The 18545-nt window shown below is 56.1% G+C and carries 22 protein-coding genes; 16 read left to right on the top strand and 6 right to left on the bottom strand.

Annotation, left to right across the window (positions count from 1 at the left end; all coding sequences use genetic code 11):
* Window positions 1–325 precede the first annotated feature (325 nt).
* From AC2FIO_RS02620 to AC2FIO_RS02585, 8 genes are all read left to right on the top strand, one after another.
* The gene (locus AC2FIO_RS02620; protein WP_282118451.1) at window positions 326–820 is read left to right on the top strand and encodes a hypothetical protein; all 495 of its coding nucleotides are present in this window, start codon (window positions 326–328) and stop codon (window positions 818–820) included.
* Between the two features lie 183 nt (window positions 821–1003).
* Window positions 1004–2032 (top strand): alcohol dehydrogenase catalytic domain-containing protein, encoded by a 1029-nt coding sequence (locus tag AC2FIO_RS02615; RefSeq protein ID WP_496695447.1) that lies wholly within the window; start codon window positions 1004–1006, stop codon window positions 2030–2032.
* A gap of 75 nt (window positions 2033–2107) precedes the next feature.
* Window positions 2108–2983 (top strand): branched-chain amino acid ABC transporter permease, encoded by an 876-nt coding sequence (locus tag AC2FIO_RS02610; RefSeq protein WP_058277918.1) that lies wholly within the window; start codon window positions 2108–2110, stop codon window positions 2981–2983.
* A 3-nt stretch (window positions 2984–2986) separates the two neighbouring features.
* Complete coding sequence (locus AC2FIO_RS02605; RefSeq protein ID WP_282168329.1) at window positions 2987–4084, top strand: branched-chain amino acid ABC transporter permease; 1098 nt, start codon at window positions 2987–2989, stop codon at window positions 4082–4084.
* On the top strand, window positions 4081–4845 hold the full coding sequence (locus tag AC2FIO_RS02600) for an ABC transporter ATP-binding protein (RefSeq protein WP_282151185.1): 765 nt from the start codon (window positions 4081–4083) through the stop codon (window positions 4843–4845). The genes AC2FIO_RS02605 and AC2FIO_RS02600 overlap by 4 nt, the downstream gene beginning before the upstream one ends.
* A complete protein-coding gene (locus AC2FIO_RS02595; RefSeq protein ID WP_282168330.1) occupies window positions 4842–5615 on the top strand; it encodes an ABC transporter ATP-binding protein in 774 nt (257 codons plus the stop codon). Before AC2FIO_RS02600 ends, AC2FIO_RS02595 begins: the two co-directional genes overlap by 4 nt.
* A 5-nt stretch (window positions 5616–5620) precedes the next feature.
* A complete protein-coding gene (locus AC2FIO_RS02590) occupies window positions 5621–7507 on the top strand; it encodes an AMP-dependent synthetase/ligase (RefSeq protein WP_496695444.1) in 1887 nt (628 codons plus the stop codon).
* Window positions 7508–7537: 30 nt separating this feature from the next.
* Window positions 7538–8698, top strand: a complete 1161-nt coding sequence (locus AC2FIO_RS02585; protein WP_496695443.1) for an ABC transporter substrate-binding protein — start codon at window positions 7538–7540, stop codon at window positions 8696–8698.
* Window positions 8699–8772: 74 nt separating this feature from the next.
* On the opposite strand, the gene rpsI is transcribed toward AC2FIO_RS02585, so the two are convergent.
* Together rpsI and rplM are read right to left on the bottom strand one after the other, a co-directional pair.
* Window positions 8773–9258 (bottom strand): 30S ribosomal protein S9, encoded by a 486-nt coding sequence (gene rpsI / locus AC2FIO_RS02580; protein ID WP_058271904.1) that lies wholly within the window; start codon window positions 9256–9258, stop codon window positions 8773–8775.
* A gap of 5 nt (window positions 9259–9263) precedes the next feature.
* Window positions 9264–9722 (bottom strand): 50S ribosomal protein L13, encoded by a 459-nt coding sequence (rplM, locus tag AC2FIO_RS02575; RefSeq protein ID WP_058271592.1) that lies wholly within the window; start codon window positions 9720–9722, stop codon window positions 9264–9266.
* Window positions 9723–9964: 242 nt separating this feature from the next.
* On the opposite strand from rplM, the gene AC2FIO_RS02570 reads away from it, so the two are divergent.
* Complete coding sequence (locus AC2FIO_RS02570) at window positions 9965–10327, top strand: nuclear transport factor 2 family protein (protein WP_496695441.1); 363 nt, start codon at window positions 9965–9967, stop codon at window positions 10325–10327.
* A gap of 4 nt (window positions 10328–10331) precedes the next feature.
* Here AC2FIO_RS02570 and AC2FIO_RS02565 read toward each other — a convergent pair whose 3' ends face one another.
* Window positions 10332–11735 (bottom strand): aminotransferase-like domain-containing protein, encoded by a 1404-nt coding sequence (locus AC2FIO_RS02565; RefSeq protein WP_108858649.1) that lies wholly within the window; start codon window positions 11733–11735, stop codon window positions 10332–10334.
* Window positions 11736–11834: 99 nt separating this feature from the next.
* On the opposite strand from AC2FIO_RS02565, the gene AC2FIO_RS02560 reads away from it, so the two are divergent.
* The gene (locus AC2FIO_RS02560; protein WP_058271589.1) at window positions 11835–12062 is read left to right on the top strand and encodes a DUF1127 domain-containing protein; all 228 of its coding nucleotides are present in this window, start codon (window positions 11835–11837) and stop codon (window positions 12060–12062) included.
* Window positions 12063–12121: 59 nt separating this feature from the next.
* On the opposite strand, the gene AC2FIO_RS02555 is transcribed toward AC2FIO_RS02560, so the two are convergent.
* Window positions 12122–12565 (bottom strand): PaaI family thioesterase, encoded by a 444-nt coding sequence (locus AC2FIO_RS02555; RefSeq protein ID WP_496695438.1) that lies wholly within the window; start codon window positions 12563–12565, stop codon window positions 12122–12124.
* Between the two features lie 58 nt (window positions 12566–12623).
* On the opposite strand from AC2FIO_RS02555, the gene AC2FIO_RS02550 reads away from it, so the two are divergent.
* The 4 genes from AC2FIO_RS02550 (at window position 12624) to gluQRS (ending at window position 16559) form a co-directional block, all read left to right on the top strand.
* Complete coding sequence (locus AC2FIO_RS02550) at window positions 12624–13409, top strand: enoyl-CoA hydratase (RefSeq protein ID WP_496695436.1); 786 nt, start codon at window positions 12624–12626, stop codon at window positions 13407–13409.
* A gap of 264 nt (window positions 13410–13673) precedes the next feature.
* The gene (gene trmFO / locus AC2FIO_RS02545; RefSeq protein ID WP_058271586.1) at window positions 13674–15014 is read left to right on the top strand and encodes a methylenetetrahydrofolate--tRNA-(uracil(54)-C(5))-methyltransferase (FADH(2)-oxidizing) TrmFO; all 1341 of its coding nucleotides are present in this window, start codon (window positions 13674–13676) and stop codon (window positions 15012–15014) included.
* A gap of 37 nt (window positions 15015–15051) precedes the next feature.
* Window positions 15052–15666, top strand: coding sequence for a class I SAM-dependent DNA methyltransferase (locus AC2FIO_RS02540; RefSeq protein WP_496695435.1), 615 nt, complete (start codon window positions 15052–15054; stop codon window positions 15664–15666).
* Entirely contained in the window at window positions 15663–16559 is an 897-nt protein-coding gene (gene gluQRS / locus AC2FIO_RS02535) for a tRNA glutamyl-Q(34) synthetase GluQRS (RefSeq protein WP_496695433.1), read from the top strand. The genes AC2FIO_RS02540 and gluQRS overlap by 4 nt, the downstream gene beginning before the upstream one ends.
* 5 nt (window positions 16560–16564) lie before the next feature.
* Here gluQRS and hisI read toward each other — a convergent pair whose 3' ends face one another.
* Window positions 16565–16954, bottom strand: a complete 390-nt coding sequence (gene hisI / locus AC2FIO_RS02530) for a phosphoribosyl-AMP cyclohydrolase (RefSeq protein WP_496695431.1) — start codon at window positions 16952–16954, stop codon at window positions 16565–16567.
* Window positions 16955–17002: 48 nt separating this feature from the next.
* Between hisI and AC2FIO_RS02525 the strand changes: the two genes are divergently transcribed.
* On the top strand, window positions 17003–17455 hold the full coding sequence (locus AC2FIO_RS02525; RefSeq protein ID WP_496695429.1) for an iron-sulfur cluster assembly scaffold protein: 453 nt from the start codon (window positions 17003–17005) through the stop codon (window positions 17453–17455).
* Window positions 17456–17514: 59 nt separating this feature from the next.
* On the top strand, window positions 17515–18153 hold the full coding sequence (locus AC2FIO_RS02520; protein ID WP_058277905.1) for a MarC family protein: 639 nt from the start codon (window positions 17515–17517) through the stop codon (window positions 18151–18153).
* A gap of 186 nt (window positions 18154–18339) precedes the next feature.
* Here AC2FIO_RS02520 and AC2FIO_RS02515 read toward each other — a convergent pair whose 3' ends face one another.
* Window positions 18340–18462, bottom strand: coding sequence for a hypothetical protein (locus AC2FIO_RS02515; protein ID WP_255414864.1), 123 nt, complete (start codon window positions 18460–18462; stop codon window positions 18340–18342).
* Window positions 18463–18545: the final 83 nt, after the last annotated feature.

The following is an 18545-nucleotide window of genomic DNA, read 5'->3' as shown; positions in this document are numbered from 1 at the left end:
TTCCCGCCCATTTTTGAAAATTTCACCGTTCCAAGCTTTCAATCGGCGCCATTAATCCACCCCACTATGTCACTTTACTTTGACACCACCGCTCGCCTTTTGTGCCGAATGTGTCTGCTTCCGGCCCAATTCCGCCTCGGATTTTGGCGAATAATCAAGCTCACCTGCCGTGCTGTCCGCATGACGGCGTGTTATTGCCACCTGGTTCCATCACATCGGCGCAGGCTGGCTCAAACCCCCGAATTGAAATGAATTTCTGGGAATTCCCCTTTGATCACTGATAATTTACCCTCATCTAAGCGACACATATTTCAAGGAGAACCCCATGTCGCGTACTCTCATATTAGCTGTTATCGTCGCCGGACTTGGCGCCGGAGCTTACTATTACCTCAATCAACCCGAACCCACGCCTGCCGAAAGCCTGCAATCGGCGGCCCAGGACGCAGGTGCGGCCGTAAATGATGCCGTGGATGCCGCCACCGAACAGGCGAGCGAAGCCGCATCTTCCATTGCTGACCAGGCCACCGAAGCGGCCGAACAAGCCGGACAGGCGGCCTCCGATCTGGCCGACCAGGCCGGAGATCAGGTCGCGTCCCTGGCCAATCAGGGGCAAGACTTGCTGAATTCCTGGATCGAAGAAGGTACGCTTTCCGTCGAGAATTTTGACTATGACGCCATGGTAGCTTCGGTTCAGGATAGCCAGTTGTCACAGGACCTGAAAACAAAAGCCTTGGGTATCCTGGATGAAATCAAGGCATCCCCTCAGTTGATTGCTCAGAAGATCGAAGAGCTGCGCACGCTTTTGACTGGACAACAATAATTTCTGGGGGCCGTTCTATTTTGAGCGGCCCTTTTTCTTTACCGGGCGCGCATTCCCGTTACGTCAGGCGCAACTCTGATTGACGTCTCAGCACCCGTTTGATTGGCTGCCCCTAAATCCAACGCAACACCACTTGCAACAGACCTGTTCTGTGCTGTGTCCGCACAGGAGATAGGAGACATAATGACCACCCTGCCCCCAAACATGTTCGCCGTCATTCAAACCCATGACGGCTATTCCGGATCGGCCACAGGTCCTTTTATCGAGGATGCCGCCGATTGGCTGGCCGAGGCCGAGCTTCCCGTGCCCGAACCTGGTCCCGGTCAGGTGCTGATCAAATTACGGACGGCGTCGGTGAATCCATCCGATCTCCACTTTATCAAGGGAGAATACGGGCAACCGCGTGTCAAAGGCACGCCCGCCGGGTTCGAAGGCTGTGGCGACGTGGTGGCCACCGGCACCGGTGCCGAAGCGTTGCAGGGACAAAGGGTTGCCTTTGTGGCGGCTGGTTCCGGGGCGTGGGCGGAGTATGTCGTGACGCAGGCGCTGATGTGTATCCCACTGCGACCCGATATCTCAGACGAAGATGGTTCCGCCCAGGTCATCAATCCCATGACGGCGATGGCCATGGTGGACATCGCGCGGGGTGCGGGCGATGCTTTTGTCGTTTCCGCGGCCACCAGCCAGTTGGGCAAACTCATGTGCTCGCTTGGACGCGATTTGGGACTGAAACCAATCGCAATCGTGCGTCGGGCCGAGGCAGTTGAATCCTTGAAAGAACTTGGCGCTCATGAGGTCTTGGTCACGTCCGACCCGGACATGATACAGAAATTCGCAGCGCTCAGCATGGAACTGAAGCCATGTGTCTTTCTGGATGCCGTGACGGATCAGGTTTCCGAGCAGATTTTCTGTTCGATGCCCAACGGTGCGCGGTGGGTCATCTACGGCAAGCTCAGCCCCGAATTGCCAAAACTGACACAGACCGGTCAGTTGATCTTTATGGGCAAGCGGATCGAGGGGTTCTGGTTGACCAAGTGGATGATGTCAACGCCTCCGGCGGACCAGATGAGAGTTGTTGGTGAAGTACAGGCCCGGTTTGCTGACGGACGCTGGAAAACGGATGTTTCTGAACGGCTTGGCTTGCGCGATGTGGTGGCAAATCTGGCCAATGCTCTGAAAAAGAGTGACGGGAAGGTGATTATCACGCCATAGTAGAACAAAGCCCCGGACGAAGGAGGATGTCCGGGACGTAAGGAACGCCGGGCCAACCGGCATGGGAGGACAAACTTGGATAACGCACAGCTGCTGATCAGCGGGCTGGCGAATGGCTGTGTCTACGGCCTGATCGCGCTTGGCTTTGTGCTGATTTACAAGGCCACCGAGGCGGTGAATTTCGCGCAGGGCGACTTCATGATGTTGGGCGCCTTCGTGACGATCGGGCTTACGAATACGGAGTATATGGGGCTGCCCTTCTGGATGGCCTTGCCGATTTCATTGGGGATCATGGGCGCGTTGGGCTACTTGCTTGATCGCCTGATCATCCGGCGTTTGTTTGGGGAAAGCCAAACGGCAGTTGTTATCCTGACCATCGCTTTGGGTTTCGTAATCCGGTTCGCAGCCGGATTGATCTGGGGGCACGAGCCACAGACGCTTCAAAACCCGTTGGCCGGCAAGGAAGTCCGCTTTGGCGGACTGGTGCTGGGGATGGAGGACGTCGCGGTCATCGTCGTGACCATCTTGCTGACCTGGGGGCTGTATGTTTTCTTCAGTCGAACCAAGCTGGGTCTTGCGATGCAGGGCGCGTCGCAGAACCAGTTGGCAGCGTATTACATGGGAATACCGGTGAAGCGTGTGCAGGGCTTTATCTGGGCTCTGGCGGGGGTTGTCGCGGGGATTGCAGGCATCTTGTTCGCGGCCAAGGGGTCTGTCGATCCAACCACTGGTTTGCTCGGCATCAAGGCCTTCGCCGCAGCCGTAATCGGTGGCTTTGGAAGCCTGCCGGGGGCATTGGCTGGCGGGCTGATCGTCGGCGTGATTGAACCCTTTGCCAGCCGTTACATTGCAGCAGGGTACAGCCAGATTGCGCCCTATGCGCTGTTGCTTGCGGTGCTGATCTTTCGCCCGAATGGGCTGTTCAGCCAGGTTCGGGTCAAGAAGGTCTAAGTCATGCGGATTGTGTTCAAAACCAACTACATGCAGGATATCCGACCTTGGAAGGACGCGTATCAGCTTTGCCTGTACCTGATCTTGCTGACAGTTGTCGCCACCGCTCCGTGGTGGCTGGACGACTTCTACCTGGGTGAGCTGACAAACGTGCTGATCTGGGCCATCGCGGGCCTGGGGTTGATGATCCTGACGGGTCACACAGGGCAAGTCAGCCTAGGTCATGCCGCGTTTTTGGCCTTTGGTTGCTACGCCAACGTCATTCTTCTTGAAGCTGGCGTGCCGTTCCTGATTGCCTTCCCCTTGGCTGGTATTCTGACCGGGTTGGCCGGAGTGACGGTCGCCATCCCTGCCCTGCGACTGCACGGGATATATCTCGCGATCTTCACAATGGCCCTGTCCATCCTGATGGATGACGTCATCGTTCTGGCCGAGCCGATTACGGGCGGTGTCGCGGGCAAATATCTTGGCGGTGTCGAGATCTTCGGGTTCCTGGTCGACCGCTGGGGCACTCCGGTTCAGTTCTTCTGGTTGGTTCTTGGTGTGGCGGTGCTGGTGACGCTTGGCTACATCAACCTGTTGCGCGCGCCTTTGGGGCGTAGCTTTATCGCTGTTCGGGATTCTGAAGTGTCGGCACAGGCCATGGGCGTGGACATTGCCCGGACCAAGATGATCTCGTTCGCGCTGTCCTGCGCGGTCAGCGGATGGGCGGGCGCGTTGATGGGCATGTTCTCGGGTGCATTCAACAATGAGACGTTCAGCGTCCTGATCTCAATCCAGCTACTGATGATGATCGTGATCGGTGGTCTGGGATCCATCCACGGCGCGTTCCTTGGAGCAATCGTGATCGGGTTCCTGCCCCAGTTCCTGTCGATATCAAAGGAGTACGTGGGCGCAGTGTTTGGTGGCAATACCGTCGCCATCCCGGGGTTGGAGTTCGGTATCTTCGGTATGATCCTGATCGCCTTCATCCTGTTTGAACCGATGGGCCTGTACGGGCGCTGGCTGAAAATCCGCACGTGGTTCGAGTTGTTTCCCTTCTATCGCAAGGACATGTTCAAGCGGCAGAAATCCTACCTCAAGACGGAGCGCCTGAGATGAGCCTTCTTGAGTTCGAAAACGTCACCCTGAAGTTCGGTGGGTTGACTGCCGTCAATGATCTATCTTTCGAAGTCGAGGAAGGCGAGGTTTTCGCCATCGTTGGCCCTAATGGTGCAGGGAAGTCCACGGTTTTCAACCTGATCTCGCGTTTCTACGACCCCTACGCAGGCAAAATCCGTTACGACGGGCACGACTTGCTTAAGGCCAAACCGTCCGGCGTGGCTGCATATGGTGTGGCGCGGACATTTCAGAACATCGAACTCTTCGAGCATGCCACGGTCTTGCAGAACCTGCTTGTCGGACGGCACCGCCACCGCAAAACCAACATGCTGTCCGAGGTGTTGTTTCTGCCCTCCGCACGAAGACAGGAACTGGAGAACCGCGAAAAGGTCGAAGAGATTATCGACTTCCTCGACCTGCAGGCGTTCCGCGACAAAATGATTTCTGGCCTGCCCTATGGCGTGCGTAAGGTAGTCGAGGTGGCCCGCGCACTGGCCACCGATCCCAAGCTGCTATTGTTGGACGAACCGGCCTCGGGTCTGTCAGTCGAAGAAACAACCGACATGCGCTGGTGGATTGACGATATCCGGCGGCAGATGGGGATCACGGTACTGATGGTCGAGCATGATATGGGGCTGGTGTCTGGCGTTTCAGACCGCGTTCTTGCAATGGCGGACGGCGCGAAACTGGCGCTGGGAACACCTGCTGAGGTTCAGTCGCACCCGGCGGTGGTCGAGGCCTATTTGGGGAAAGCCTCATGAGCGAGCCGATCCTGACAATCCGCAACATCGAAAGTTTTTATGGTCCGATCATGGCGATCCGGGGTGTTTCTCTGGATGTTCATCAGGGCCAAATTGTCTCGATCCTTGGCGCCAATGGCGCGGGCAAGACCACGCTGATGAAAACCGTTTCTGGCGTGATGGATCCGGAAAAGGGCAAGATCACGTTTGAAGGCGACGAAATTCAGGGGTCCGAGCCACATAAGGTCGTGCAGCAAGGCATCGTTCACGTGCCCGAAGGGCGTGAAGTGTTTCCATTGCTGACGGTCGACGAGAACCTCAGCCTCGGGGCCTATACCCTGAAGGACAAGGGTCAGATCGATCACGATCGGGATCTGGTGTTCTCATACTTTCCGATCCTCAAGGAACGTCGCAACCAAGAGGCGGGAACATTATCTGGCGGGCAGCAACAGATGTTGGCAATCGGCCGTGGCTTGATGGCCAACCCAAAGATCATGCTGTTGGATGAACCCTCGCTTGGTCTGTCACCGCTGCTGGTTCAGGAAATTTTTGGCATCCTCAAACGACTGAATGACGAGCAAAACATGACCATGATGCTGGTCGAGCAAAACGCCAACGCCGCCCTGGAACTGGCCCACCATGGCTATGTAATGGAGGTCGGACGCATCGTCATGGACGGCGCAGCAGATGTTCTGATGCGGTCAGAGGACATCCAGAATTTCTATCTGGGCGTTCAGGAAGAAGGCGCGCGGGAAAACCGCCGTTGGAAGCGGAAAAAGACGTGGAGGTGAGACAGATGAATATCAGCACCCTGCCCCCTCAGATCACAGTCAACGGCGTTCGCCTGAACGCAACCCCCGGCCAACGCCCGGTTTGTGTCGATGGAAGCACCACGATTTGCGAGCTGTTTCGGAACCGCTGCACTGAGCTTGGTGATCGAACGGCGCACCGCGAAAAGGACCTTGGCATCTGGAGGTCGTATTCGTGGACAGATTACTGGCAGCACGCAAAGTGGATTGGGCTGGCCCTGCGCAAACTGGGGATGCAGCGCGGCGAGGTTGTCTCGATCCTGTCAGAGGACCGCAAGGAATGGGCCTGGTTCGACATGGGCATTCAGGCCGTTGGTGGCATCGCGTCTGGTGTCTACACCACCGACTCGGCCAACCAGCTGAAATACCTGATCAATGACAGCGACAGCCGATTTCTGATCGTCGAAAACGAAGAGCAGCTGGACAAGTTCCTGCAGGTCGAAGATGAGGTTCCCGGGCTGCTGAATGTCATCATTCTTGACGATGAGGGGCTGCACGACCTAGATCATGCGCGCTGCATGATGATCGACGCGCTGTATACGCTGGGCCAACAAGCCGAGGCTGAAGATCCCGATCGTTTCGAGGCTGAAATCGCGCTGGCGTCGCCGCAGGATACCGCGCTGTTGATCTACACCTCGGGCACCACGGGAATGCCGAAAGGCGCGATGCTGAGCCATGAGAACATCCTTGCGGCAATAGAATGTGGGGCACATGCGTTGCCTGCCTTAGAGACGGACGAACAGCTGTGCTTTCTACCGCTGTGCCATATTCTAGAGCGTGACGTATCCATCTACTTCCCACTTGCCGCCAAATGCATCGTAAATTTTGCCGAAAGCCCGGAGACCGTGTTTGCGAACTTGCAAGAGATCTCACCCTCGACCTTCACCGCTGTTCCGCGTGTTTGGGAGAAGATTTATTCCTACGTTCAGATCATGACGCAGGATGCGACGCCCACGGGCCGCGCAGCCTTTGGCATGGCCCTGAAGGCAGGGCTTGCTCGGGCCGAGTACATTCTAGCCGGCAAACCCGTCCCAGCCGGTGTCGCCGCGCAATTCTGGGTGTGGGACCGGCTGGTTCTGCGCAACCTGCGCCGCATGCTGGGTATGGACAAGATGCGGCGCGGAGGTTCAGGCGCGGCTCCGATTTCAACGGACTTGCTGAAATGGTACTGGGCAATTGGCGTGCCGTTGGTCGAGGGGTTCGGGATGACCGAGACCTCGGGTCTGGCGACGCTAAACACCATTGAAAGCAATAAGGTCGGAACCATCGGACGCGCTGTGCCCGGAAATGATATCCGTATCTCCGACGACGGTGAGATTCAGCTAAAGGGCCTTAATATTTTTCAGGGATATTGGCGTAACAACACCAAAACGGCCGAGACTTTCACCGCCGATGGCTGGCTGCGAACCGGCGATCTGGGGCATATCGATGATGACGGCTACGTCACCATTTCGGGGCGCATGAAAGACATCATCATCACTGCCGGTGGCAAGAATATCACCCCGGCCGAGATCGAAAGCCGAGTGAAATTCAGCCACTATATCGCGGACGCGGTGATCATCGGCGACAAGCGCAAGTATCTGACCGCGCTGATCATGATTGATCAGGAAAACGTTGAGAAATTTGCACAAGATCGGAAGATCCCGTTCACGAATTTTGCATCCTTATGTGCCGCATCCGAAGTCAAAGATCAGATTCAGGCGGAAATTGATGTTGTGAATAAGGATTTTGCACGGGTCGAGCAGATCAAGGACTTTCGCCTGATCGATGTGCTTCTGACCGCAGATGATGATGAACTGACCGCGACAATGAAGCTGAAACGCAGTTTTGTCGAAAAGAAACACGGCCATCTTATTGAAGACATGTACAGTTAAAAAAAGAGATAACCTAAAGGGAGGAGAAAGATGAAGAATGTGATCATGCGGCTGGCGGCGGCCACCGCCTTCACGGCTTCGGCGACCCTTGCCAACGCACAGACACAGGGTGTCACGGATGATGAGATCATCATCGGTTCGGTCAACGATCTGAGCGGTATCTTCGCCGCAGTCGGTGTTCCGGCCACCAAAGGTGCGAATGTGGTGTTCGATCGCGTGAACGCCAATGGCGGCGTGCACGGACGTACGATCCGCTATGTGGTCGAGGACAACGGATATCAGATGCCGCGTGCGATGCAGGGCTATAATAAGCTGCTGAACCGCGACAAGGTGTTTGCGATGCTACAGTCGCTGGGAACTCCGATGAATGTCGCGGGCTTCAAGTTGTTGGATCCAAAAGGTATTCCCAATGTCGCCCCACTGTCCGCTGCACGGCAAATGCTGCAGGAACCGATGGACAACAAGTTCACGGCCTTTTCGACCTACTTTGACCAAAGCCGTGTTGGCGTGAAGTATCTGGCGGGCGAATTCGGCGGGCAGTCTGTATGTTCGATGTACTTGCCAACCGATTTTGGTGCCGAAATCGTCGAAGGTACCAAGGCCGGTGCCGAAGAAGCCGGTATCGCGTTTGTCGCCGAGACCACGCACAAGCCGGATGAAACGGATTTCGTGGGCTCGCTGAGCAAGCTCAAGGAAGAAGGGTGCGATATCGTCACGATCGCTTTGGGTGTGCGTCAGGCCATTACCGTTGTCGGCACCGCCAAAAAGATGGGCCTGACGGATATGAAGTTTCTCGGTACATCGGCCAGTTTCCTGACTGTTGTTGCGCAGGTGCCGGGCGGAGTGACAGACGGGTTCTACGCCGCCGCGTCGTGGCAGGATCTGTGGTCCCGCGCAGAAGACCCCGCCCCTGCCGCCTTTATCGAAGAATATAAAGCGGCAACCGGTGAAGACCCCGTCGGATTTGCCATGCTGGGATATTCTGCGGCCGAAACGATGGTCAAAGCGCTTGAGGCTGCTGGCCCCGATCTGACGCATGAAAGCTTTATCGCAGCGATGGAAACGCTGGACTATCAGGATGAACTGGTGGGCAACCACATGACTTTTGGACCTGATGACCATCAGGGGGCTGACTCAGTCTATGTGAATGTTGTCGAAAACGGTGCCTGGAAGATGGTGTACGAAGAATAACCCCCAACACGCATCTCAAACGAAAAAGGGCTCGCACATGCGAGCCCTTTTGATTTTGTGTACTCGGTGGCGAATTAACGCTTCGAGAACTGGAACGAACGACGCGCTTTGCGCTTACCGTATTTTTTACGTTCAACAACACGGCTGTCGCGGGTCAGGAAGCCAGCGGCTTTCAGTGCGCCACGCAGCGACGGATCGTACAGCTGCAGCGCTTTCGAGATGCCGTGCTTGACCGCACCGGCCTGACCGGTCAGGCCGCCGCCTTTGACGGTTGCGACAACGTCGAATTCACCTTCAACACCGGCAACCTGGAACGGCTGGCGCAGGATCAGCTGCAGAACGGGACGCGCAAAATACTTGTCCTGATCCTTGCCGTTTACGGTGACCTTGCCGGAACCCGGCTTGATCCAAACGCGGGCAACAGCGTCTTTACGCTTGCCGGTGGCATAAGAGCGACCCAGTTCGTCACGTACGGGTTCGCGCACGATGACTTCTTCGGCCACAACCTCAACGCCTGCAACGGCGCTCAGCTCTTCGAGAGTATTGATCTGATCAGCCATGGTCATTAGCTCCGGGTGTTTTTCTTGTTCATGGATGCAACATCCAGAACTTCGGGCGACTGGGCTTCATGCGGGTGCTCAGCACCGGCATAAACACGCAGGTTGGTCATAACCTGACGCGACAGGCGGTTGCCAGGCAGCATGCGCTTGACCGCTTGGGTCACAACACGCTCGGGGTGCTTGCCTTCAAGGATCTGCTGCTTGGTGCGCGACTTGATGCCGCCCGGGTGGCCAGTGTGCCAGTAGAAGTTTTCTTCGCGCTTCTTGCCGGTCATCTGGATTTTGTCAGCGTTAATCACGATGACATTGTCGCCCATGTCCATGTTCGGGGTGAACGACGCTTTGTGCTTGCCACGCAGACGCATGGCGACGATCGAAGCAAGGCGACCCAGAACAACGCCCTCGGCGTCGATCAGGATCCATTTCTTGTCGATGTCTGCAGGTGTTGCAGAAAAGGTTTTCATGGCAGGATAGTCCTGTTTGATGTGAAAGACCGCCCACATACGGAGCGGCCCGAATTCGATGTTGCGTATTTAGATGTACCCTTGTGGCGCGTCAAGAACATGGAATCAAAAATAATCTAGCAATTACAGCATATTACGAAATAGGTATTATTTTACCCCATGAAATCGCCATCAATTTCCGCAAATATCCCCGGCCAGATATACTGTCGTAGACCAGCGATCAAAAAAGGAGTGGCCAGAGAATGGATTGGCAGCAAACCATCGCCGATTACGGGGCGGCCTGGCAACAGGCGGACCAAGGTCAACGCCTTGACCTATTAACCAAGTGTTTCGCCACGGATGGCGTCTATGTAGACCCGACGGCAGAAGTGAACGGACGGTCAAATCTGTGCGATCATATCGGGGAAGTCCTCCAAAGCTCTGGCGGACGGGTTGAGCTGACCAGTAACCCCAATAATCATCACGATGTCGTCCACTTTACTTGGCATATGGTTGACCCCGACGGCACCGTAATGGTGACCGGTCACGATTTCGTTCAATTGGATGAACAAGGCAAGATTTCACATCTGGCCGGGTTCTTTGGTGACCCCGCCCCATTGAGCTAGGGGCCTAGACGCTGATCTGTTCCGGCGGATTATCTAAAAGTGCACGCAGGCGCTGCATTGCGGCCTCGAACCGCTCCAACGACACGTGCCCATTCATCGCAATGCGTACGGCGTTGGGGGCACGCCCGTCCCGCAGCGCGAACTCGTCGGCAGACCGTAACTGAATGCCTTCGCGTTCAGCAGCACGGCTGAATGCGGCGGCACGCCAACCCGACGGTAGGTTCAGCCAGACAAACGGCACGTCCGGCGCCCAGTTCAGATCAAAGCCGCCAAGCGCATTGACCGTCACCCGGACATAATCGCCCATCCGGGCACGGACGTCCCTGGCGATCTGCCGTGTCCGTGGATCAGACAGCAACAGCCGGGTCAGTTCTGCAAGCGGTTGTGCCAAACCGAAATAGCCGTATTCGGCTGAGCGCCGAAGATCGACGCTGCGTTCGCGCGGGGCGATGGCGAACCCGACCCGCAGGGCTGGCGTCAGGATCTTTGAGATCGACGAAACATGCCAACCCCGTTCAGGTGCCAAAGCGCGATAGCTGGGCTCGCGTGCGTCCCCCATTCGATAGCAATCGTCTTCAATGATCTGCAAATCATGGCGGCGGGCGACTTCCACAACCTCTTTTCGACGTTCCAGCGGCGTATGTGTACCGGTTGGGTTTTGCACCTCGGGCGAGACGCAAACTGCTTGCGCCTGGGTCTGACGCAAAATGTGATCCATAGCCTGAGGGTCAACGCCCCACTTGTCCATCTTCACGCCGACAACCTCGGCTCGCATCAACTCACCTGCCCGACGGAAACCGGCATATGACAGATCTTCAACCAGAACGACCGGCTTGGGGCCGCGCAGGATCGTCTGAAACACAAGGCAAAGACCATTTTGCCCACCATGCGTCAGAACCACATCATCATGGGTCACTGCGCCAAGCGGCAGATCTGAGAGCCATTCAACGACCGCCTGCCGCATGGGTTGGTACGCATCGCGCGTCGGGTAATTCATCAGCAAACGCGGATCGGCTTGGGACACTTTCTTAAGACATTCCCTGATCAATGCCACCTGCCCCACGTCCGGTAATCTGGGGCTGAACAGGCTGACATCGGCGTTGTACTTGTCGTCGCGCAGGTGAAGTTGTCTTGCCCACACATCGTCCAGCAAAGGTGATTTTGGAGGGGCGACAAATGTACCACGTCCAACCTCGGCTTGTAGCAAGCCTTCTTCCGTCAGAATCGTATATGCCCGGGCAACCGTGCCGGGCGTTATTTGTAACCGATACGCAAGCTCCCGGACTGGAGGCAGTTTAGACCCTATCTCCAGCGCTTTGTTCTCAATCGCTTTTCGTATTGTGTCGGCGACCAGTGTGTACTTGGGACCTTTGGATTTTGGTAACGCCTCTGGCCAAATTGTATCCATTACAATTCTTCCTTTGCTTTTGACACAATCCCGAATGTATCACACACATGTACCGAACATTAGTACTTTGTGTCAATACAATTTGAAAGGATACCCAAGATGACACGCCATATGCACAACCCCGCCCTCATGCTGCTGAACGATAGCCCTCGGCTGCCGATGATCGCCGCGCTGGCCGTGCGGTTTGCGGCGACTGTCACACAGTGGGAACGACAGCGCCGTAGCAGAATTAACCTGTCCAAGCTGGATGATCGCATGCTTAAAGATGTCGGCCTGACCCGCCCCGCGGCCGACCGCGAGATCAAACGCTATTTCTGGCAGTATTAATTATCCCCAGTCCCTATAGGGACCTCTTCCTAGGCCGGGTTTCATACCCGGCCCTTTTTTTATCCAAACGACGCTGCTGCAGACCCTGCAGGTGGCAATGAATAGGTCATCGTAGCCCGCGCAACGGGTTTGACAGAGCCTTCCGAGAACATCAGAACATCGCCTACCGCAAGCGTCTTGCCCAGTTTCAGCAAGCTGCAGCGCGCGATCATATCGTTGGCCCCATCGGGTTTGCGCATGAAATCCATCGAACACCCCGTCGTCACCGCCAGCGACTGACGTCCTTTCAATGCAAGGATCATTGCATAGACGCTGACATCGGCCAGACCGAACATCGACGGGCCTGAAACTGTCCCCCCTGGCCGCAGATGCCTGTCCCCGACCTTCAGCCGCATGGTGATTGAGTTTTCATCCAGGCTGTCGATAACAAAGTCCTTCTCGACCTGTGGAAAAACCTCGACCAGATAATCTGACAGTTGTTCGCGGTTCAAAACCAACGACATACTTCCCCTCCTCGAATTGCCGCCCTAGAGTTGGCCTGACATCAGATCGGAGAGCAAGATGGGAATTCTGGAACGTAACGACATGAATGGCGTTGCCCGTTTAAAAATGAACGCGCCAGAGCGCCTGAATGCCCTGAGCGAAGAGATGCTGGCAGCACTTCAGGCTGAATTCGACGCCTTAAGTAACGACTCGAGCATTCGCGCCGTGATCCTGTCCGGCGAAGGCAACGCGTTTTGCGCAGGTCACGATCTGAAACAGATGACTGCCGGACGTCAGAGCGAGGATGGGGGAAAAGCCTACTTCCAGGACTTGTTCGCGCAGTGCGCCAAAATGATGCTCTCGATTCAATCCCTGCCGCAACCCGTGATCGCGCAAGTCCACGGCATCGCCACAGCCGCCGGCTGCCAACTGGTGGCCACTTGTGATCTTGCGATTGCAGCCGAAGGCACGCGCTTTGGTGTAAACGGGGTCAATATCGGGTTGTTTTGCTCGACCCCAATGGTGGCCCTCAGCCGGAATATCCCCCGGAAACAGGCATTTGAGATGTTGACGACAGGCGCGTTCATCTCCGCAGAACGCGCGACAGAGCTGGGCCTGGTCAATCGCGCAGTACCCGAAATGTTGTTGGAACATGAAACGATGGCGCTGGCCGAACAACTGGCGGACAAGCTTGGATCAGCGGTCAAAGTGGGCAAACAGGCCTATTACAAGCAATTGGATATGCCGATCGAACAGGCCTACGCCTATACCGGAGAGGTAATGGCGCAGAATATGATGCATCGGGATACCGAAGAAGGAATATCTGCATTTATCGAAAAAAGACCGCCAAATTGGGAACAATAACGAGATTATTTAAGGTAATTTTCGCGACTGTTCGCAATTTAGTCCTTTTCAAAAGGGCCACACTGTGGCAAAGCTGAGACATGGCTTAGGCCCAAATACGCTTTTGGGTCGCTGTAGGCGGAAGGTCCCTCCAAGCTGGTTTCTCTCACCGGCGCTGACATTCCCGCTGCGGCGACCCCAAGTACCCTCCTTAAATTACTAGCTAATCAACGCGAAATCTTGCGTGTGTTGCGTTGCGCGATGCTGTGCCCTATGTGGCACCTCATGACACAGAAATTGCATATAGTTGGCGGCGGCATGGCAGGGTCCGAGGCGGCCTGGCAAGCAGCGGAAATGGGTGTGGACGTTGTAATCCACGAAATGCGGCCCAAAGTGGGCACTTTTGCGCACCAGACCGGCAATCTGGCCGAGATGGTGTGTTCGAACTCCTTCCGCTCGGATGACGACGAACAGAATGCCGTCGGTCTGCTGCATTGGGAAATGCGCGAAGCCAACGGCATCATCATGGGCACCGCCGATACGCATCGCCTGCCCGCCGGTGGCGCATTGGCCGTGGATCGTGATCCGTTTGCCGAAGCAGTGACCGCCAAACTGCAGGCCCATCCACGGGTCGAGGTGACGGGCGAAGAAGTCACTGCCCTACCCGACGACGGCCACTGGATCATTGCGACGGGTCCGCTGACATCCTCGTCGCTGGGCGAGTCGATCAGGGCTCAGACAGGTGCTGAGGCTCTGGCGTTCTTCGACGCGATCGCGCCCATTGTCTATGCCGACAGCATCGACATGAGCCAGGCATGGATGCAGTCACGTTATGACAAGGGCGAAACCGAAGAAGAGCGGACGGCCTACCTGAACTGTCCCATGGACCGCGATCAGTACGAGGCCTTCATTGACGCCCTGCTATCCGCTGACAAAACCGAATTTCACGAAGGTGAAACTGCCGGGTATTTTGACGGCTGCCTACCCATCGAGGTTATGGCGGAACGGGGCCGCGAGACGCTGCGCCACGGTCCGATGAAACCGGTCGGCCTGACAAATCCGCATCAGCCTGACGTCAAACCTCATGCTGTTGTGCAACTGCGCCGAGACAACGCACTGGGTACGTTGTTCAACATCGTCGGCTTTCAGACCAAAATGAAATATGGTGCACAAACTGACGTATTCCGCATGATCCCCGGTCTTGAGAATGCCAGTTTCGCGCGCCTAGGCGGGATTCATCGCAACACGTTCATCAACTCTCCGACATTGCTGGACGCGCAGATGCGGCTGAAATCAAAGCCGAATATTCGGTTTGCCGGCCAGATCACCGGCGTCGAGGGTTATGTGGAAAGCGCTGCAATGGGCTTGTTGGCTGGGCGGCTGGCTGCTGCCGAGATCCTGGGGCGTTCCCTGCCCGAGATCCCGCAGGACAGTGCCATGGGCGCGTTGATACACCACATCACCGGCGGGGCCGAAGCCAAGACCTTTCAACCCATGAACGTCAACTTTGGTCTGTTTCGCCCGGTTGATGGCCTCAAAGGGGGGCGCCGGGGCCGTAAGGACCGGTACAAGGCCTACACCGACCGGGCCAAGACGGAATGGACAGACTGGCTGGCGCATTGCTGACTGGACGCATTGCACCCTACCGGCCTAACATACGGGTATGAGCGACAAATACCTCAAAGACGCCTACGGGCTTGATACGCCCGAAGCGACCCGTACGCACTATCAGAAGTGGGCCTCGTCATACGACGCCGAAGTGGGGTCACATGGCTACGCCACGCCTGGCCGCGTGGCCGAGGCACTTTGGTCTCAGATGCCCGAACCGCAGACGCCTGTTCTGGATTACGGTTGTGGCACGGGTCTGTCCGGCAAAGCCCTGCACGATACGGGATTTCAGGTGATCGATGGTGTGGATCCCACACCAAAGATGCTTGAAGGGGCGGCCGCCAAGGGGGTTTACAGAAACCTCACGACGTTTGAGATCACCGATCCGGAACCGCTTGAGCAAGATGCCTATAAGGCAATCACAGCGATTGGCGTGATCGGAACCGGCGCCGCCCCGCCAGAGACATTCGACCTTTTGATGAAGGCGCTACCCAGAGGTGGCTTACTGGCCTTTTCCTTCAACGATCACACACTTGACGACCCGTCCTTCACCACCCGTTTGAACGATTGGCTGGACATGGGCGCTGCGCGGTTGTTGTTTCGGGAATACGGGCCGCATCTTCCCGGGATGGACCTTAAATCTGACGTATATGTTGTTGAAAAGACGTGACATTCATAACCAGATTTGCCCCATCTCCTACGGGGCCGATTCATCTTGGCCATGCCTATTCTGCACTTCTTGCCAGTGATATGGCCGCCGCTGAAGGCGGTCAATTTTTGCTGCGGATCGAAGACATCGACCGCTCCCGCTGCCGGGTAAATTGGGAAGAGCAGATTTATGACGATTTGACCTGGCTTGGATTGACCTGGCCAGAACCCGTGATGCGGCAATCGTCTCGTGTGTCGACCTACGAAGACGCTCTGAGGGCATTGTGGTCGCGGGGCTTGCTGTACCCGTGCACGTGCAATCGTCGGGACATTGCCGCAGCCGCCGGGGCACCACAGGAAGGTATACCTCTTCATGGGCCGGATGGGATCATTTATCCGGGCACGTGCAGGGATGTGTCAGATCGAACGGGGCCGATCCCGCACGAAACGCCCCTTCGATTGGACATTAAAATGGCTGCGCGTGTGGTTCCAGATCTGTTTAGGATCGCCACTCAACCATCTGCCCAAAAGCCGTTCTTCGAAGAAAATGGCGTGGGACCAAACGGGGAATCGGGCACAGTCGCTTTCACGGCCGATGAGTTACGAGACACAATCGGAGACGTGGTATTGTCCCGGCGCGATATGAGAACATCCTACCATCTATCCGTCGTTCTGGATGATGCGGAACAAGGCGTGTCCCACGTCGTACGCGGTCAGGACCTATTCGAGGCGACGCGTATCCATGTTCTGTTGCAGGCCCTGCTAGGCTTGCCGACACCTGTCTATCACCATCATAAGCTGATCCGAGATGACTTGGGCAAACGTTTGGCCAAACGTGACGATGCTCGCGCCATTTCCAAATACCGCGCCGAAGGCGTTTCCGCGAAACAGATACGGGCAATGGTCGGGCTTTAATTGGCCTATTCCATTGGGCCCATAAGTTCGACTTCTGCATCATCCCGAACAGCAGTGTAGAAACAAGTGCGCCGGTTGGTGTGGCAGGCCGCGCCTGTCTGTCGCACCAAAACAAGCAGGCAGTCGCGGTCACAATCAACGCGAAAATCGACCAACTCTTGCATGTGGCCTGAGGTTTCTCCCTTGATCCAGAACGATTGACGCGACCGCGACCAATACGTTACGCGGCGCGTTTCCAGTGTTTTTTCAATCGCTTCGGCGTTCATCCACGCCATCATTAATACCTCGCCCGAGGCCTCATCTTGTGCGATGGCTGGAATCAGACCAGCGTCGTTGTACGTCAGGCTGGACGGATCGAAGGTGACGGTCTCAGACATTGTAAAAACCTTTTGCATCCCGTTGGATGCTCACTATGTATGGGGAACACGCAACGAGGGAAAGCCATGTCTGGCGAGAACGACCTGATAAAGCTCTATTCCGGGCGCATTCTGGCCCTGGCTGCGGATATTCCGCATCTGGAACGGCTGGAAAACCCAGATGCAACCGTAAAGAAACGTTCGCCTTTGTGCGGGTCTACCGTAACCGTGGACGTCAAGGTTGAGGACGGCCGCGTTTCCGGATTCGGTCAGGACGTTAAGGCCTGCGCCTTGGGTCAGGCCTCGGCCTCGGTCGTTGGATCCGCTGTAATTGGCACCACGCGCGCGCAAATCGAAACCGCGCGGGATCAGCTGTCGGCTATGTTGAAGAAAGACGGCCCTGCTCCGGACGCACCGTTTAACGGGCTGGAAGTTCTTATGCCTGCGCGTGATTACAAGAACCGGCACGCTTCGATTCTGCTGGCGTTGGATGCTACTGCTGAAGCTATGGAAAAAGCCGAACAGGCCAACTGCGCCTGAAGATGGTAATTCAATTCAAACCCATCTAACCTCCGCCAAAGTTTTGGGGAGAATTTGGTTTGAATAGTTTGCTGGAACATTTTGTTACCCTGTGGGTCGTTATTGATCCGATTGGAACAATTCCCGTATTTATCGCCGTTACAGCCGGGCTTGGGGCGGCGGCGCGTCGTAAAACAGCCCTGTTGGCGGCGTTCATAAGTGCCGGGGTTTTGCTGTTCTTCCTTGTCTTTGGACAACTGCTGATCGAGGCGCTGGATATCGGGTTGAACTCGTTCCAAGTGGCCGGAGGGATCATCCTGTTCCTGTTCGCCCTGACGATGATCTTTGGCGAAAGCAAACAAGAGGTTGAACAACGCGCAGCAGAAGACGATCAGGAAGACAAATTCCACAAGCCCAACCCCGCGATCTTTCCGCTGGCGGTACCCTCACTGGCGTCGCCGGGTGCAATGCTGGCCGTGGTTATACTGACCGACAACAACCGGTTCAGCGTGGCGGATCAAGGCATCACGGCATTGGTTATGTTGTCTGTCGTGGCTATCGCTTTTGTTTTGATGCTGCTGGCCGAGCCGATCATTCGACTGATTGGCCATTCCGGTGCCGCCATTATCAGCCGCATCATGGGGATGATCCTGGCATCGGTTGCAGTGAATTCCGTGCTGTCGGCCATGCTCGAAATCTTCAAAACCGGTCAGTTGTAAAAAAAACCGCCGCTCCTTCCGGGCGGAAAGGGCGGCGGCAGGCAATGCGTGTCTCGCGTGGGATCCGGATTTCCGCGCAGGGCCGAGGCATGGCCCTTTCAAGGGAATTGGGACAGGCAGGTCACCCTTGACAGAAATGGGGACGACGGCGCGGAGTTTTCGGCACGAGATCGCAGGCAGAAAGGGTCAGAACGCTCCGGGAAGGTGAAGGGCAACCACCAGCATCACCACCAATGACACCGCACCTGCCGCATCCTGCAATAGCGTGGAATGCGAACGGCTTATGGCGGTCTTGATCTGGGTCAGCATGGTCTCACCTCCGGTCGGGTTTTAATCCTTTGTTGACCTTTTGTTCTCATATTTTACCGAGTCGGTAAAGAACTTTTTGAGAA

The sequence above is a fragment of the Ruegeria sp. CDSB086 genome, assembly GCF_059611065.1.
The sequence above is the reverse complement of the archived record's forward strand: the minus strand, read 5'-3'. Positions and strand labels throughout refer to the sequence as shown.

Coding starts and splice junctions, on each gene's coding strand:
- AC2FIO_RS02565 (WP_108858649.1), bottom strand. CDS start 11,735: ATGGATACAATTTGGCCAGAGGCGTTACCAAAATCCAAAGGTCCCAAG.
- AC2FIO_RS02550 (WP_496695436.1), top strand. CDS start 12,624: ATGGGAATTCTGGAACGTAACGACATGAATGGCGTTGCCCGTTTAAAA.
- AC2FIO_RS02605 (WP_282168329.1), top strand. CDS start 2,987: ATGCGGATTGTGTTCAAAACCAACTACATGCAGGATATCCGACCTTGG.
- rplM (WP_058271592.1), bottom strand. CDS start 9,722: ATGAAAACCTTTTCTGCAACACCTGCAGACATCGACAAGAAATGGATC.
- AC2FIO_RS02570 (WP_496695441.1), top strand. CDS start 9,965: ATGGATTGGCAGCAAACCATCGCCGATTACGGGGCGGCCTGGCAACAG.
- AC2FIO_RS02560 (WP_058271589.1), top strand. CDS start 11,835: ATGACACGCCATATGCACAACCCCGCCCTCATGCTGCTGAACGATAGC.
- trmFO (WP_058271586.1), top strand. CDS start 13,674: ATGACACAGAAATTGCATATAGTTGGCGGCGGCATGGCAGGGTCCGAG.
- hisI (WP_496695431.1), bottom strand. CDS start 16,954: ATGCAAAAGGTTTTTACAATGTCTGAGACCGTCACCTTCGATCCGTCC.
- AC2FIO_RS02525 (WP_496695429.1), top strand. CDS start 17,003: ATGTCTGGCGAGAACGACCTGATAAAGCTCTATTCCGGGCGCATTCTG.
- AC2FIO_RS02540 (WP_496695435.1), top strand. CDS start 15,052: ATGAGCGACAAATACCTCAAAGACGCCTACGGGCTTGATACGCCCGAA.
- AC2FIO_RS02555 (WP_496695438.1), bottom strand. CDS start 12,565: ATGTCGTTGGTTTTGAACCGCGAACAACTGTCAGATTATCTGGTCGAG.
- AC2FIO_RS02620 (WP_282118451.1), top strand. CDS start 326: ATGTCGCGTACTCTCATATTAGCTGTTATCGTCGCCGGACTTGGCGCC.
- AC2FIO_RS02600 (WP_282151185.1), top strand. CDS start 4,081: ATGAGCCTTCTTGAGTTCGAAAACGTCACCCTGAAGTTCGGTGGGTTG.
- AC2FIO_RS02590 (WP_496695444.1), top strand. CDS start 5,621: ATGAATATCAGCACCCTGCCCCCTCAGATCACAGTCAACGGCGTTCGC.
- AC2FIO_RS02595 (WP_282168330.1), top strand. CDS start 4,842: ATGAGCGAGCCGATCCTGACAATCCGCAACATCGAAAGTTTTTATGGT.
- rpsI (WP_058271904.1), bottom strand. CDS start 9,258: ATGGCTGATCAGATCAATACTCTCGAAGAGCTGAGCGCCGTTGCAGGC.
- AC2FIO_RS02615 (WP_496695447.1), top strand. CDS start 1,004: ATGACCACCCTGCCCCCAAACATGTTCGCCGTCATTCAAACCCATGAC.
- AC2FIO_RS02515 (WP_255414864.1), bottom strand. CDS start 18,462: ATGCTGACCCAGATCAAGACCGCCATAAGCCGTTCGCATTCCACGCTA.
- AC2FIO_RS02585 (WP_496695443.1), top strand. CDS start 7,538: ATGAAGAATGTGATCATGCGGCTGGCGGCGGCCACCGCCTTCACGGCT.